Genomic DNA, 15,560 nt, shown 5'->3' with positions numbered 1-15,560 from the left:
CTATCTTTATCTATATTACATACTATTATACTAGCACTTTGATACAAAAAAATCAACACTTTATTTTAAGTAGATACAATAGTTTCCTTCTATTCTTACGCAAACGTTGGCGCTAACCAATACTTTATGATAGAATAAAGAACAAGATTGACAAGTAAGAGGAAACATCATGCAAAATCAAACACTCATGCAATACTTTGAATGGTATCTGCCCCACGACGGTCAGCACTGGACGCGTCTGGCTGAAGATGCTCCACACCTAGCTGATCTCGGTATCAGTCATGTCTGGATGCCACCAGCTTTCAAGGCTACCAATGAAAAAGATGTCGGCTATGGGGTCTATGATTTATTTGACTTAGGAGAGTTTAATCAAAAAGGGACTGTCCGCACCAAGTATGGTTTTAAAGAAAACTATCTTCAAGCCATTCAAGCTCTAAAAGCACAGGGAATCCAACCAATGGCTGATGTGGTACTCAACCACAAGGCTGCGGCCGATCACATGGAAGCCTTTCAGGTCATCGAAGTGGACCCTGTAGACCGTACAGTCGAACTTGGAGAACCCTTCACCATCAATGGCTGGACTAGCTTTACCTTTGATGGTCGCCAAGATACCTACAATGACTTCCACTGGCATTGGTACCACTTCACAGGTACAGACTACGATGCCAAACGTCGTAAGTCTGGGATTTATCTCATCCAAGGGGACAATAAAGGCTGGGCTAACGAGGAATTGGTCGATAACGAAAACGGAAACTACGACTACCTCATGTATGCCGACCTAGACTTTAAACATCCTGAAGTCATCCAAAACATCTATGACTGGGCTGACTGGTTCATGGAAACGACTGGTGTAGCTGGTTTCCGCTTGGATGCCGTTAAACACATCGACTCTTTCTTCATGCGCAATTTCATCCGCGATATGAAGGAAAAATACGGTGAGGATTTCTATGTTTTTGGGGAATTTTGGAACCCAGACAAAGAAGCCAATCTGGACTATCTCGAAAAAACGGAAGAACGCTTTGACCTTGTCGATGTTCGTCTCCACCAGAATCTCTTTGATGCTAGCCGAGCAGGTTCCAACTATGACCTTCGTGGCATTTTCACAGATAGCCTGGTTGAACTCAAGCCTGACAAGGCTGTGACTTTTGTCGACAACCACGATACACAACGAGGTCAGGCTCTTGAGTCTACTGTTGAAGAATGGTTCAAACCAGCAGCCTATGCCCTCATTCTGTTACGCCAAAATGGCCTTCCATGTGTCTTTTACGGCGACTACTATGGGATTTCAGGGCAATATGCTCAAGAAGATTTCAAAGAAGTCCTTGACCGCCTCCTAACCATCCGAAAAGATTTGGCCTATGGAGAGCAAACAGACTACTTTGATGATGCTAACTGTATCGGTTGGGTACGTTCAGGTGCTGAAAATCAATACCCAATCGCAGTCCTTATCTCAAATGACCAAGAAAACAGCAAGTCAATGTTTGTCGGCCAAGAATGGGCTAACCAAACCTTTGTAGATTTACTTGAAAACCACCAAGATCAAGTTACAATCGATGAGGAAGGTTATGGACAATTCCCAGTCTCAGCTGCTTCGGTAAGTGTCTGGGCAGCTAATACAATCTAATAGTCAATGATTATAAAGTCAGATCCAATCAGATTTGGCTTTTTTGGTATGAAAAAGACCTACCCAAATGGATAGATCTTTAAACTCAATGAAAATTAAAGAGCAAACTAGGAAGCTAGCCGCAGGCTGCTAAAAACACAGTTTTGAGGTTGTAGATAAGACTGACGAAGTCAGTTACATACCTACGGCAAGGTGAAGCTGACATTGTTTGAAGAGATTTTCGAAGAGTATTACTTGATTACAATTTACCTGCTACTTCATCCAACAATTCTTGGATCTTAGCTTGGTTGCTTCCTCCTGCCATGGCCATGTCTGGTTTACCACCACCACGTCCATCGACGATTGGTGCCAATTCTTTGACAAGGTTTCCTGCATGAAGGTCTTTTGTCTTGCTTGCTACAAGGACATTGACTTTGTCACCGATAGCGGCAACTAGGACAAGAAGATCAGAGTAGTCTTTTTGTTTCCAGTTATCTGCAAAAGTACGAAGGGCACCTGCATCTGATACAGAAACTTGGCTAGCAATGTAACGGTGACCATTGACTTCCTTAACATCCTTGAAGATGTCTCCTGCGGCTGCGGCTGCGGCTTTTTCTTTCAACTCAGCATTTTCTTTTTGCAATTGACGAAGTTGTTCTTGAAGTCCTTCTACCTTGTGAGGTACTTCCTTGACTTGTGGTGCTTTAAGAGTTGCTGCGACAGCTTTAAGAGCGTCCTCTTGTTCACGGTAGGCTTCAAAGGCTTCCTTACCAGTCACTGCCAAGATACGGCGAGTTCCTGAACCGATACCTTCTTCTTTGACAATCTTGAAAAGACCAATTTCAGAAGTGTTACCAACGTGGGTACCACCACAAAGCTCGATAGAGTAGTCACCGATAGTAACAACACGGACTTCCTTGCCGTATTTCTCACCAAAGAGGGCCATAGCTCCCATTTCCTTGGCAGTGTCAATATCTGTTTCAACTGTCTTGACTTCAAGAGCTTCCCAGATTTTTTCGTTGACTTGCTGTTCAATCGCACGCAATTCTTCAGCAGTCACTGCTTGGAAGTGGGTAAAGTCAAAGCGAAGGAATTCGACTTCGTTAAGAGATCCTGCTTGTGTTGCGTGATTTCCAAGGATATTATGAAGGGCAGCATGAAGCAAGTGAGTCGCAGTGTGGTTTTTCATAACACGGTGACGACGATTTGTATCAATTGCCAAGGTATATTCTTGGTTCAAAGCAAGTGGTGCAAGAACTTCAACTGTATGAAGAGCTTGTCCGTTTGGAGCTTTTTGAACATTGGTCACAGTAGCTACGACCTTACCTGACTCATCCAAGATTTGTCCGTGGTCAGCTACTTGTCCACCCATTTCAGCATAGAATGGTGTTTCTGCAAAGATCAGTGATGCAGTTCCTTCTGCTACAGCTTCTACTTCTGCATTGTCAGCCACGATAGCCACCAACTTAGAAGGCAATTGGCTAGCATTGTAGTTGAAGACACTTTCTACAGTGATGTTTTGAAGGGTTTCATTTTGCATCCCCATTGAACCACCCTTAACAGCTGACGCACGCGCACGTTCTTGCTGTTCTTTCATGGCTGCTTCAAAACCTTCACGGTCTACAGTCATGCCAGCTTCTTCAGCGATTTCTTCAGTTAATTCAACTGGGAATCCATAAGTATCATAGAGTTTGAATACATCTGAACCAGCGATAACAGATTGACCTTTTTCTTTCAAGTCTGCTACAATGCCTTGGGCAAAGTGTTGACCTGAGTGAAGAGTACGCGCAAATGATTCTTCTTCGCTCTTAACGATTTTCTCAATAAAGTCACGTTTTTCAAGCACTTCTGGGTAGTAGCTTTCCATGATTTTTCCAACAGTTGGAACGAGTTTGTAAAGGAAAGGCTCGTTGATTCCCAATTTTTGACCATGCATAGAAGCACGGCGAAGGAGACGACGAAGGACATAACCACGGCCTTCATTTCCTGGAAGGGCACCATCACCGATAGCAAATGAAAGTGAACGGATGTGGTCTGCGATGACCTTGAAGCTCATGTTGTCGCCATCTTGGTCATAGACCTTACCAGACAATTTCTCTACTTCACGAATGATTGGCATGAAGAGGTCTGTTTCAAAGTTGGTCTTAGCCCCTTGGATAACGGCCACCAAACGCTCCAAACCAGCGCCCGTATCAATGTTCTTGTGTGGCAATTCCTTGTATTCGCTACGAGGAACAGCAGGGTCTGCGTTAAATTGTGACAAAACGATGTTCCAGATTTCGATATAACGGTCGTTTTCAATATCTTCTGCAAGCAAACGAAGACCGATATTTTCTGGGTCAAATGCTTCTCCACGGTCAAAGAAAATCTCTGTATCAGGTCCAGAAGGTCCTGCACCGATTTCCCAGAAGTTGTCCTCAATCGGAATCAAGTGACTTGGGTCCACTCCTACCTCAATCCAGCGGTTGTAAGAATCTTTATCATCTGGATAGTAAGTCATGTAAAGTTTTTCAGCTGGGAAGTCAAACCACTCAGGGCTTGTCAAAAGCTCATAAGCCCAAGTGATAGCTTCGTCACGGAAGTAATCCCCGATAGAGAAGTTCCCCAACATTTCAAACATAGTATGGTGACGTGCTGTCTTCCCTACGTTTTCGATGTCGTTGGTACGAATCGCTTTTTGGGCATTGGTAATACGTGGATTTTCAGGGATGATAGTCCCATCAAAGTATTTCTTAAGGGTTGCTACCCCAGAGTTGATCCACAAAAGTGTTGGGTCATTTACAGGAACCAAACTCACTGATGGTTCTACAGAGTGTCCTTTGGTCGCCCAGAAATCAAGCCACATTTGGCGGACTTGTGCACTAGATAGTTGTTTCATATTGTCTCCTTATTACTTGTTTAATGTGATTGGCTTTCCAGCATTTCCACATAGTCAATCGCGACACAGAGAGAAATGACTAGGTCTGCATAAGCATCCTCAAGAACCGTTACGGTATAGGTAGAGGTCAGATGGAAGAGTTCCTTCTTAATTTCCGCAATCAGCTGATCGCGATCATCCAGCAATTTGAAATCCAAATCCCAGATATTGCCCTCGATACGAAGACCTAGATTATCAAACTCATACTTATCTCGCCAGAAGGTCAACTTCTTACGAATGACAAAACTCGAGCCATCCCTAAGCTGAATCTCAAAACGAGGAAGCAAGGTCAAGATTTCTTTACTGATCTGACTGACTTGTTCACCAGCCACATCATAGATGGTAAAAGTTTTGGGAATCTTAAAAAATGATCCCTCCACCTGATAGGCGATTTCTCCCCTGTCATCCTTGATAGCGAAGCGTTCGCCTCCAAGACGAAACTTTTGTTTGACAAGAAATGTTTTCATCAACACCTCCAAAAATCAAAAGACAAGCTCATATCACGAAGGGCGAAAAACCGCGGTACCACCTTCATTCAATGAACTTGTCATTCTCTTGTTCTTATGCAATTGTTAAATTGAGTAGCATGACTTTCTAGCTTAGATGGCTCGCAGCACCGCCATTTCTCTGGACTAAGACAAGAGAAAATCAATTCTCAACTTTCTTATTATAACGTTTTTTTGAACTTGCGTCAACTGGAAATGATTCTAACCAAATAGCATGTGTTAGCCATAAGTTAACTTTCTGCATTAACCTCTTAATTTATCTAGATCTACTTCGTGATGTTTGAGAATTTTTGGGCTTATAAATTGAAATTTTAACTCGTGTACGTTTCAAATCAACTTCCTCTCCTACTTTCGGACTTTGATCTACTACAGTTCCCTCCGATGTACCTTCAGGAGCAGTTGAAACTTCTACTCTTTCAATATTGGCTTCTTTAATACCAACAATGTGATTAAATTATTTTTGGTAAATTCAAAACTTGAACCTGCATAATTTGGCATTGTAGCGCTAGTTCGTTCTTTTGCAACAGTCAAAATAATATCGGATGAATCATTCAAATCATATAAAGTTCCCTCCGATAAACTCTGACGTAAAATTGTACCGGGAGAATATTCATCACTTTCTTCTTCCTCAACTTTTATATGATTCTCAGTAATTTTTCTACTCTTCAATTCTGATATAGCATCAGATTTACTTAAACCAATAAGGTTTCCAATATATACTTTTGTAGCCTGTGGTCTAGAAGAAGCAGAACTTGTTGATGAAGTTTGTTTATCTTTAGATTTATTTCCACCAAGAGAAGCTTGCTTTGTAGAACTTGTGGAGGTTGCTGAATTAGATGATTGAGTTGATTGCTTAGTACTATTATGAGATGATTTAGACTTATTCATACCTATGAAAAAAGTTACAATTATCACTAATAAAAGTAAGCTTATAACTATTCCAAAAAACCACTTTATCCTACTAATTTTCTGTCTACGGCGCTCTAATAATTCATTCTGTTCTCTTTCTTCCTGCTGTTTTATTTGAAATTGCTCTGTAGCCAATCGCTTTCTTTCTGCTTCTCTCTCTTTCTCCAGTATATACTCATTCCAGTCAGCTTCTGCTTCTGCTAAGAGTATCTGAATTCTCCCTCTCTCATTTTCTGATTCAGCTTTGGCCCACAGTTTTTTTAAATCAAATATATTATCTTTATATTGTTGCTCAATACGTAATTCTAACTCTCTTTGATGTCGAGATTCCTCATCCCATTGCCTCTGACGTTCTAACTCATTTCTCTCTTTTAATGTTTCTTGTTGTTCTCGAGCAAGACGATTTTGTTCATCTAGTGCTGCCTGTTGTTTTTGGTTAGAAAACTGCTGTTCCCATCTCTGCTGTTCCAACAAGTTATTCTGTCTTTTTAGCTCTTGATTCAATTCTTCTTCTCGACGAGCTTTTTCCCAATCATTCAAATTATTCATAGCCTCTCCTAATTTGCATTATAACCATGTTCTTTAGATTTTAATACTTTCTTCCAATATCGTTCACGTTGAAGTGCCTTTTGTTTTCCAACTTCATTCTTTGGAAAAATCTCTAATATACTATATTGAAAATACTTTTTAATATAACTTATTCCATATTTTTCGACTATCTCACACAATCTTTTATTCGGATAACGATTTTCTTCCATTTCGGATTTATCATATCCTTCACTTAAGTATGTAGACCATCTTCCATAAACTCCATTATCTCCATAAGCAGAACCTACATAGAGCTTTCCTGTCCTAACATCAGTAATAACATAGACACCATAAACAGCTGATAGATATTGTCTCCAAGAACTGTTTGCCCAATTTTTCTTTAATTCTTGATAAGAAAATGAAATATTTTCATAACCTGGAAAATGAGACGTTTGATTAAAATAGGAAATACTGTTTACAGATTCTACTACAACTGATTCAATTATTTTAGGATTAACATAAAACCATGATTGACCTGTATTAGTATGATTAACCAAAACTTTTTCTATAAACTTATCATACTCTTCTAATCGTTCAGCTAAAGCGAACTTAACATGATGGTTCCCATAGGTCACTTGCTTTATCTGACTATTCGTTTCTTTTATAAGATAGGCCCCAACAAAGAGCCATTTATGATACTCCACTTCTATAAATTGAAACTGAATTTCGTTTCTACGATTTCGACTTTTTTTATCTGAACCATTACTTAAAATCCATGGTAAAAAATCTTCAGATCCACTGATATAATCATCAACAAAACTATAATCATCCCAATTCTTGTTAAATCGTAACTTAATACGATACCCTTTATACTCCGATTGTGACAATAACTCATTAAATCTGAAAATATCCTTCAAATATATCTTTTCATTCATATTGTATTTCTCTTTTATTTATATGGAAAATTTTGCATAATCTCTCTTATATCATTATACAGAAGGTCTTAATAACGGTCAAGGGCTTAAATATTTTTTTCAAAGGTTTATTGAGAATTGAATTTTTCAATTTCATACTGACACTTCCATCTGATTCAAAAAAAAAACGAACCAGCTCTAACTGATTCGTTTCGTGACTGCTAACTCCTACTTCCGATACATTTTAAACTGCAGGAAGAGGTCGCTATATTTTCCTGTCCATTTATGGTCAAATTTCTCATAAACTTCTAGGTGTTTCATAGTTTCAGCGTCTGGATAGAAGGCTTTGTCTTCTTTTTTCTCCTCTGGTAGCAGTTCCTTGGCTGGTAGGTTTGGAGTTGAATAGCCGACATACTCCGCATTTTGGAGAGCATTTTCAGGTTTCAACATAAAGTTGATAAAGGCATAGGCTGCATCTTGGTTTTTGACTGTTTTGGGAATGACCATATTGTCAAACCAAAGGTTGCTGGCTTCTGTCGGTACCACATAGCGTAGATTTTCATTTTTTTCTAGCATTTGGCTGGCTTCACCAGAGAAGGTCACGCCGATAGCAGCGTTATTCTGAATCATGTATCCCTTCATCTCGTCCGCCACAATAGCCTTGATATTTGGAGTGAGCTTGTAAAGCTTGTCCACTGTCTCTTCCAACTGCTGGGTATCCTTGGAGTTGAGGCTGTAGCCTAGCGAATTGAGTCCTAGTCCCAGCACCTCACGCGCCCCATCAAAGAGCATGATAGAGTTCTTATACTCTGGCTTCCAGAGGTCATCCCAATGCTCAGGCACTTCATCGACCATAGTTTCATTGTAGACAATTCCCAGTGTTCCCCAGAAGTAAGGAATAGAGAATTTATTACCTGGATCAAAGGATTGGTTGAGAAACTCTGGTCCGATATTTTCGATTCCTTCAAGTTTTGAATAATCAAGTGGCACCAAAAGGTCTTCGTCCTTCATCTTGTTAATCATGTACTCACTTGGGATGGCAATATCATAAGTCGTTCCACCCTGCTTAATCTTGGTATACATGGCTTCGTTGGAATCAAAGGTCTCATACTGGACTTGGATTCCTGTTTCTTCTGTGAATTGCTCCAAGAGTTCTGGATCGATATAGTCTCCCCAGTTGTAGATAACCAGTTTTTGACTATCTCGGCTATTGATTTTACTATCGAGATGAGTCGCAATTCCCCACAAGACAAGGATAATGGCTACAATTCCTGCTAAAAATGAATAGAGTTTTTTCATGCTTGCTCCTCCTTCTCACGTGAGATAAAGTAATATCCAACAACTAGGATAATACTAAAGAGAAAGACAAGGGCAGACAGGGCATTGATTTCTAGCGAAATCCCCTTGCGAGCTCGAGAGTAAATCTCGACTGAGAGGGTTGAAAAGCCATTTCCCGTTACAAAGAAGGTCACGGCAAAGTCATCTAGCGAATAGGTGAAGGCCATGAAATAACCTGCAATGATAGACGGTGTCAGGTAAGGAAGCATGATTTCCTTGAACATCTGAAATTGACTGGCTCCCAAGTCGTAAGCCGCATGAATCATGTCGCCATTCATTTCCTTGAGTCGAGGCAAGACCATCAAGACCACGATAGGAATGGAGAAGGCCACGTGACTGGAAAGAACTGTCAAGAATCCAAGTGAAAACTTGAGTTGGGTAAAGAGAATCAAGAAGCTAGCACCAATCATAACATCAGGAGCAACCATGAGGATATTATTGAGGGAAAGAAAGGCTTCTTGGTATTTCTTACGAGACTGATAAATGTAAATAGCACCGAAAGTCCCGATAATGGTCGCTATCAAGGCTGACAGAAAGGCCAAGAAAAAGGTCTGAGTCACAATCAACATGAGACGACCATCGCCAAACATGGTTTTAAAATGGCTCAAACTAAAGCCTGTAAAGCTGTTCATGTCGTTGCCTGCATTAAAGGCGTAGCCAATCAAGTAAAAGATTGGCAGGTAGAGGACAAGAAAGACCAGTCCCAGATATAGATTGGCAAATTTTTTCATCGTTCTCTCCTTTCCTTGGTCACCCACATGGTGATGAACATGGTCAGAATGAGAATCACACCGATGGTTGAACCCATACCGTAGTTGTCATTGGTCAGGAAGTTCTGCTCAATGGCTGTCCCCAAGGTGATAACGCGGTTCCCACCAATCAAACGGGTCAGCATGAAGAGACTCAAGCTTGGAATAAAGACCGACTGAACTCCACTTCGCACGCCGTTCATCGATAAAGGGAAGATGACATGACGGAAGGTCTCCCACTTGGTCGCACCGAGGTCATAGCTGGCATTGATGAGATTGTTATCCATATCGTCCAAGACATTGAAAATCGGCAAAATCATAAAGGGAAGCTCGATGTAGCTTGCGACAAAGATGAAGGAGAAATCGGTAAAGAGCAATTGCTGTGAACCGATTCCGATAAATTCCAAGAATTGGTTAATAGAGCCATTCTGACCAAAAATCCCGATAAAAGCATAGGCTTTAAGGAGCAAATTGATCCAAGTAGGCAGGATAATCAGCATAAGCCAGAGTTGACGGTGCTTGAGACGGGTCAAAAAGAGGGCTGTTGGATAGCTGATAAGCAAGGTCACAAAGGTCACAATTCCTGCATAGAGTACAGAGTTGAAACTCATTTTTAGGTAGGTCAAGTTTTGTGACGCAAAATAGGACTTATAATTTTCTAAACTGAATTGTCCTTCAATGTTGAAAAAGGATTGGCCGAAAATCAATACCAAGGGTGCCAGGACAAAGAGTGCAATCCAAAGCATGTAGGGCACTACAAAGAGTTTAGAGCTTGTTTTCTTCATCTCTTTCCTCCTCGATTGCATTGATCAAACCTGCTTCTTGCTCTTCGATTTCCACGTATTCTTCGATACGGGCATCGAACTCTTCTTCGGTTTCATTGAGACGCATGATGTGGATGTCTTCTGGTTCAAAGTCCAGACCGATTTCCTCACCCACAATGGCCTTGCGAGTCGAGTGGATCATCCATTCATTTCCAAGTTCGTCATAGGCAATAATCTCATAGTGAACCCCACGGAAGAGCTGGGTATCGACCTTAACTTGGAGCTTGCCTTCTTCAGGAAGGGTAATCCGCAAATCCTCTGGACGAATAACAACCTCAACAGGTTCATTTGGCTTCATCCCACCATCAACCGCTTCGAAGCGTTTGCCGTTGAACTCAACCAAGTAGTCCTCAATCATGATTCCTGGCAAGATATTTGACTCACCGATAAAGGTGGCAACAAAGTGATTGATCGGCTCATCGTAGATATCCACAGGTGTTCCAGACTGGACAATCTCGCCATCATTCATAACGAAAATCCAGTCACTCATAGCCAAGGCTTCTTCCTGATCGTGAGTGACAAAGACAAAGGTAATGCCCAATCGTTGTTGCAGTTCACGCAGTTCGTACTGCATATCTGTTCTTAATTTCAAGTCCAGCGCTGACAGAGGCTCGTCCAGCAAAACCACACGGGGTTGGTTGATGATGGCACGGGCAATAGCCACACGCTGACGTTGTCCTCCAGAGAGTTTACGGATGGAACGTTTTTCGTAACCTTCCAACTGAACCATCTTGAGAACTTCCGCTACGCGTTTCTCGATTTCTTTCTTGTCAATTTTACGCAAGCGGAGCGGAAAGGCAACATTTTCAAACACATTCATATGTGGAAACAAGGCATAGGATTGGAAGACTGTATGGACGTCTCGCTTGTTGGTTGGAATGTCATTGATACGGACACCATCCAGCAAAATATCTCCTGTCGTCGCATCCAGTAAACCTGCAATGATGTTAAGGATAGTTGATTTCCCTGAACCAGATGCGCCTAGAAGGGTGTAGAATTTCCCTTCTTCCAACTCAAAGTTGATGTCTTTGAGAACCTTAGTGTTGCTGTCTTCAAAAACTTTTGAGACGTTTTTGAATTCAATAATTGGTTTTTTCAATTGTCATTTATTCCTTCTTTTTCATAGATTAACAGATCAGGGCTCTGTCAGGCCGCTACTACCTCGTGTAGGAAATTGAACTGCCTACATTCTTCTGCACTAACGATAGGCTTTCACCCCCTTTCCATGACATAGCAGCAGCTTTTCAACTACAGCTTCCTACTTGCTTTCACCTAGAATACGGACTTCTCTCTCAAGAGTAACGCCAGAGTGTTCCTTGACTTTTTCGATAACAGACTCAATCAAGTCTTCGTAGTCTTTGGCCGTTCCGTCAGCAACATTGATCATAAATCCTGCGTGTTTTTCTGAGACTTCTACGCCACCGATACGATAACCTTTCAAGCCAGCTTCTGAAATTAATTGACCTGCAAAATGCCCTACTGGACGTTTAAAGACCGAACCACAAGATGGGTATTCCAAAGGTTGCTTGAGTTCACGTAGGTGCGTCAAGCGATCCATTTCCTGCTTGATAACCTGATGGGTTCCTGGGGCTAGGGCAAATTTAGCTGACAAGACAACTGCACCAGACTCCTGAATAGCTGAATGGCGGTAACCAAAAGCCAAATCCTTGGCAGACAGGGTCTCGATTTCTCCATCCTTGGTCAAGACCTTACAAGACTGCAAGATATGGGCAATCTCGCCCCCATAGGCACCCGCATTCATAAAGACAGCACCGCCAACGCTTCCTGGAATGCCACAAGCAAACTCGAAGCCAGTCAAACTATGACGAAGGGCAATGCGAGTTGTTTCAATCAAGTTGGCACCAGCTTCAGCTTCAATGGTATAGCCATCAACGGAAACGTTATTGAGCTTGTCACACAAGATGACAAATCCGCGAATCCCACCATCACGAACGATAATGTTGCTGGCATTTCCAAGGACCATCCAAGGGATATTTTCTTGATTGGCAAATTTCACAAGGCGCGCCAACTCAAAACGATTTCGTGGAAAGACCAGATAATCAGCCTCTCCACCTACTTTTGTATAACTATAGCTATGCAAGGGTTCCTTGAAACGGATATCAATTCCTTCTAAGATTTCAAGCATTTTTTCTCTTACAGACATGTCACTCTTCCTTTTACAAAATTCATTCCATTATACCATTTTTAAGACCATTTGACGACCATAAAAAGACCTTGTTTGGTTTTTGCATAAGAAAAAGAGGTTTCCCCTCTTTTTATGATTTTTTGCAAAAGATAGCCTTGGTTCCATAGGCAACCAGAATGAGCTCAAGTGCTAGGACAACTTCAACCAAGGTTGGATTTGTCAACCAGCCAACTTGGACTAGAGATGGTGCTAGGTCAAAGAAGGCATGTAGGCCATAGGCTGCTAGGAGATAAATCCATTTCTTCTGGCGAACAGCTTGGTAAACCCAAACAGTCAAGAGTAATTGGAAACCTAGGGCCAAGATTCGCTCAAAACCAAGCAAATAAATCTGCCAGACTGATAGCGACTGGATAGTTTTCAACATATTTTCAGACAGCAATTGCATGACCTGTGGATTCTGCGTTTGAACTGCTGAGAGAACGAAGTAGAGATTAAGCAAACTAGTAAGACCTAGGAAAATCAACTCCAAGCCACCATGCCCTAACCCATAGGCCAAGGCGTCTGCCTTTTCCAAACTTCTCTTTTTCTCCAACCATTTGAAGAAAATAAGACGAGCAGTTTCCTCAAAAAATGCTGCCATGGCTAGGCCATAGATGATATAGACAAGCGGATGGTCTTGCAAGAGGGCAATACTACCGTCTTTTTGAGGATGTAAAACTAAGATATGCACCAGTTTTTCTAAAATCTGCGAAGAAACAAAGAAGGCAACAGCACCCAAGCCCAAGACAGCTAGATTAATCTGGTATTTCTTTTTGGCATACCAAATGCTCTCTGTTAGAAAAGTCAGCAAAAACACAATGGTAATAATGATATGAATGTTCATTTTCTTCTCCTATTCTGCCTTTTCAATATCTTTTTTCATCTCATCAACATTGAACTTAGCAAACAAGTATTGACGATCTTGGACTGGGAAACGTTGGTCCAATTGGTCAACAGCTCCCACCTCGATAATACCTTCCTTGATGACAAAGTCCATGACATGACCACCGAAGGTCAAATCATCTGAAATGAAGTGCAGATGGTAGCCTGCCACACTGACTCCATGGAAAATCTCTGGCGTCCAGAAACCAACAATGGTCCCCGCCACATTGTCACGACTATATTCCGGTTGATGGGTCGCGACATCAGCAAACTTGGTATCTGGTGTCGACTTGGGAATCATGCGCACATGCATATGTGAAAATTCGCCACGAATCTTAATTGAGCGGAAAAGATTTTCCCCATCATAATAAGACTCGATTCGCTCTTCCAATTCCTTGTCTGTCATCTCAAAGCGCTGGCGGAAAATGACCTCTGCCTGGTGCGGTACTACTGCTGCATAAGGAATAAGGGCATCTGGTGACACCTCCACAATTTCTGGCTGGTCGCCTGATCCTTTGGCCTGATAAGCCTTGCCATCCAAGACAATCAATTCCCCATCAATGGAATCCAAGGTTCCCAAACCAAGGTCACCATGCTCTAGCAATTCTCCTACTGTCATAGTACCACCATAAAGGCCAGCCATCAAGGCTCCAAGGGTATTGTATTGAAATAATTTCACTGGTTCCTGCACGTTCTTATCCATTCTCTTTCTTGTCTATTATTCTATAAATCTTACTCCTAAGTATACCACATTTGCCCCTAGATGTGAACGAGAGAAACACTTTAGACATTGCCAAGAAGGAAAAAAAAAGGTACAATGTAACAAAATCAAGGGAGGTCTGGAATGAAGAAACAAAGCAAGTACCAAGAGGTCGTTTCCTATCTGAAAAACGGTATCGAGTCTGGACGTTTTCCAACGGGAAGTCGCCTGCCTTCTATCCGTCAACTGAGCCTTGACTTTCACTGTAGCAAGGACACCATTCAACGTGCCCTGCTGGAATTACGGCACGAACAATACCTCTATGCCAAGCCCCAGAGTGGCTACTATGTCTTAGAGCAAGGGCAACACCAGGACCTAGAAATCGAAGTCACTGACGAACATGCCAGTGCCTATGACGATTTCCGACTCTGCGTCAATGAAACCTTGATTGGACGGGAAAACTACCTCTTCAACTACTATGACAATCAAGAAGGATTAGAAGACCTAAGACAGTCTATTCATAAACTCCTCTTTGATCAAGCCCTCTACTGCAAGGCTGACCAACTAGTATTGACTTCTGGGACCCAACAAGCCCTGTTTATCCTTTCTCAAATATCCTTCCCTAGCCAAGCAAAGGAAATCTTGGTGGAACAACCGACCTATCATCGGATGAATCGACTCTTGATTGCTCAAGGTCTGGACTATCAAACCATTGAACGAGGCATTGATGGGATTGACTTGGAGGAGCTGGAAAGTCACTTCAAAACAGGAAAAATTAAGTTTTTCTATACCATCCCTCGTTTTCACTATCCTCTGGGGCATTCCTATTCTGAGCAGGACAAACGAGCTATCCTTGACTTAGCTACCAAGTACGGTGTCTATATCGTAGAGGACGACTATCTAGGTGATTTGGACTCCAAGAAGGGCCAGACCTTCCACTATCTGGATACAGAAGAGCGCGTCATTTATATCAAGTCCTTCTCAACCAGCCTCTTTCCAGCCCTGCGGATTACGGCGCTCATTCTTCCAAATACTATTAAAGAAGCCTTTGTGGCCTACAAAAATATCCTAGACTACGACAGCAACCTCATCATGCAAAAAGCTCTGTCACTCTATATTGACAGTCAACTGTTTGAGAAAAACCGTCTAGCTCGCTTGTCCAATCAAGAAGACTACCAAAAACAACTCGAGAAAAGTTTAACCAAAACACCTTGTCCCCTTCCTCATTATCCCCTACACGATGGTTTATTACTAGACTTGAGACAGTATTCTAAAATCGCCAGTCTCAAACACAGTCAACTGGGCTTGGATTTCTTTGAAGAGGCTTACTTGGATGCCTGTCCTTATCAATTTGCCAAGGTATCCTTAGACAATCTGGAAAAGGTTTTAAACTATTTAAAAGCAGAATTGGAATGACTTCCAACTCTGCTTTTTTTATACTCTTCGAAAATCTCTTCAAACCACGTCAGCGTCGTCTTACCGTAGATATGGTTACTGACTTCGTC

At 41.7% G+C, this 15,560-nt stretch carries 12 protein-coding genes and 1 pseudogene; 2 read left to right on the top strand and 11 right to left on the bottom strand.

All coding sequences use genetic code 11. The features are described 5' to 3' along the window. Positions 1–169: 169 nt before the first annotated feature. Positions 170–1,624 carry an alpha-amylase gene (locus tag HT725_RS07855; RefSeq protein WP_173253364.1) on the top strand — a complete coding sequence of 485 codons (1,455 nt, stop codon included), beginning with the start codon at positions 170–172 and terminating at the stop codon, positions 1,622–1,624. 238 nt (positions 1,625–1,862) lie between these two features. On the opposite strand, the gene alaS is transcribed toward HT725_RS07855, so the two are convergent. The 11 genes and pseudogenes from alaS to budA all read right to left on the bottom strand — a co-directional run bounded on the left by alaS (position 1,863) and on the right by budA (position 14,058). Beyond that, positions 1,863–4,481, bottom strand: a complete 2,619-nt coding sequence (gene alaS / locus HT725_RS07850; RefSeq protein ID WP_173253363.1) for an alanine--tRNA ligase — start codon at positions 4,479–4,481, stop codon at positions 1,863–1,865. A 20-nt stretch (positions 4,482–4,501) separates the two neighbouring features. Further along, positions 4,502–4,987, bottom strand: a complete 486-nt coding sequence (locus HT725_RS07845) for an LURP-one-related/scramblase family protein (protein ID WP_173228992.1) — start codon at positions 4,985–4,987, stop codon at positions 4,502–4,504. Positions 4,988–5,315: 328 nt separating this feature from the next. Beyond that, positions 5,316–5,713 (bottom strand): annotated as a pseudogene (locus HT725_RS10270) (PASTA domain-containing protein); the annotation flags it as partial. Positions 5,714–6,492: 779 nt separating this feature from the next. Next, positions 6,493–7,398: a GIY-YIG nuclease family protein gene (locus tag HT725_RS07835; protein ID WP_173219165.1), complete on the bottom strand. Its 906-nt coding sequence runs from the start codon at positions 7,396–7,398 to the stop codon at positions 6,493–6,495. Positions 7,399–7,605: 207 nt separating this feature from the next. Then, on the bottom strand, positions 7,606–8,676 hold the full coding sequence (locus HT725_RS07830) for an ABC transporter substrate-binding protein (protein ID WP_023939757.1): 1,071 nt from the start codon (positions 8,674–8,676) through the stop codon (positions 7,606–7,608). Next, on the bottom strand, positions 8,673–9,446 hold the full coding sequence (locus HT725_RS07825) for an ABC transporter permease subunit (protein WP_000712740.1): 774 nt from the start codon (positions 9,444–9,446) through the stop codon (positions 8,673–8,675). The genes HT725_RS07830 and HT725_RS07825 overlap by 4 nt, the downstream gene beginning before the upstream one ends. Next, complete coding sequence (locus HT725_RS07820; protein WP_000753801.1) at positions 9,443–10,249, bottom strand: ABC transporter permease; 807 nt, start codon at positions 10,247–10,249, stop codon at positions 9,443–9,445. Before HT725_RS07820 ends, HT725_RS07825 begins: the two co-directional genes overlap by 4 nt. Next, on the bottom strand, positions 10,230–11,387 hold the full coding sequence (locus HT725_RS07815) for an ABC transporter ATP-binding protein (protein WP_042750955.1): 1,158 nt from the start codon (positions 11,385–11,387) through the stop codon (positions 10,230–10,232). The genes HT725_RS07820 and HT725_RS07815 overlap by 20 nt, the downstream gene beginning before the upstream one ends. 159 nt (positions 11,388–11,546) lie before the next feature. Further along, a complete protein-coding gene (gene murB, locus HT725_RS07810; RefSeq protein WP_055356681.1) occupies positions 11,547–12,452 on the bottom strand; it encodes a UDP-N-acetylmuramate dehydrogenase in 906 nt (301 codons plus the stop codon). 112 nt (positions 12,453–12,564) lie between these two features. Then, positions 12,565–13,317 carry a YhfC family glutamic-type intramembrane protease gene (locus tag HT725_RS07805; protein ID WP_173219168.1) on the bottom strand — a complete coding sequence of 251 codons (753 nt, stop codon included), beginning with the start codon at positions 13,315–13,317 and terminating at the stop codon, positions 12,565–12,567. Between the two features lie 9 nt (positions 13,318–13,326). Next, positions 13,327–14,058 carry an acetolactate decarboxylase gene (gene budA, locus HT725_RS07800; protein ID WP_000360295.1) on the bottom strand — a complete coding sequence of 244 codons (732 nt, stop codon included), beginning with the start codon at positions 14,056–14,058 and terminating at the stop codon, positions 13,327–13,329. A 141-nt stretch (positions 14,059–14,199) separates the two neighbouring features. Here budA and HT725_RS07795 point away from each other — a divergent pair, with 141 nt between their 5' ends. Next, positions 14,200–15,471: a PLP-dependent aminotransferase family protein gene (locus tag HT725_RS07795; RefSeq protein ID WP_173219171.1), complete on the top strand. Its 1,272-nt coding sequence runs from the start codon at positions 14,200–14,202 to the stop codon at positions 15,469–15,471. Positions 15,472–15,560: the final 89 nt, after the last annotated feature.

Source organism: Streptococcus sp. 2579 (assembly GCF_013277195.1).
GTDB lineage: Bacteria > Bacillota > Bacilli > Lactobacillales > Streptococcaceae > Streptococcus.
The sequence above is the reverse complement of the archived record's forward strand: the minus strand, read 5'-3'. Positions and strand labels throughout refer to the sequence as shown.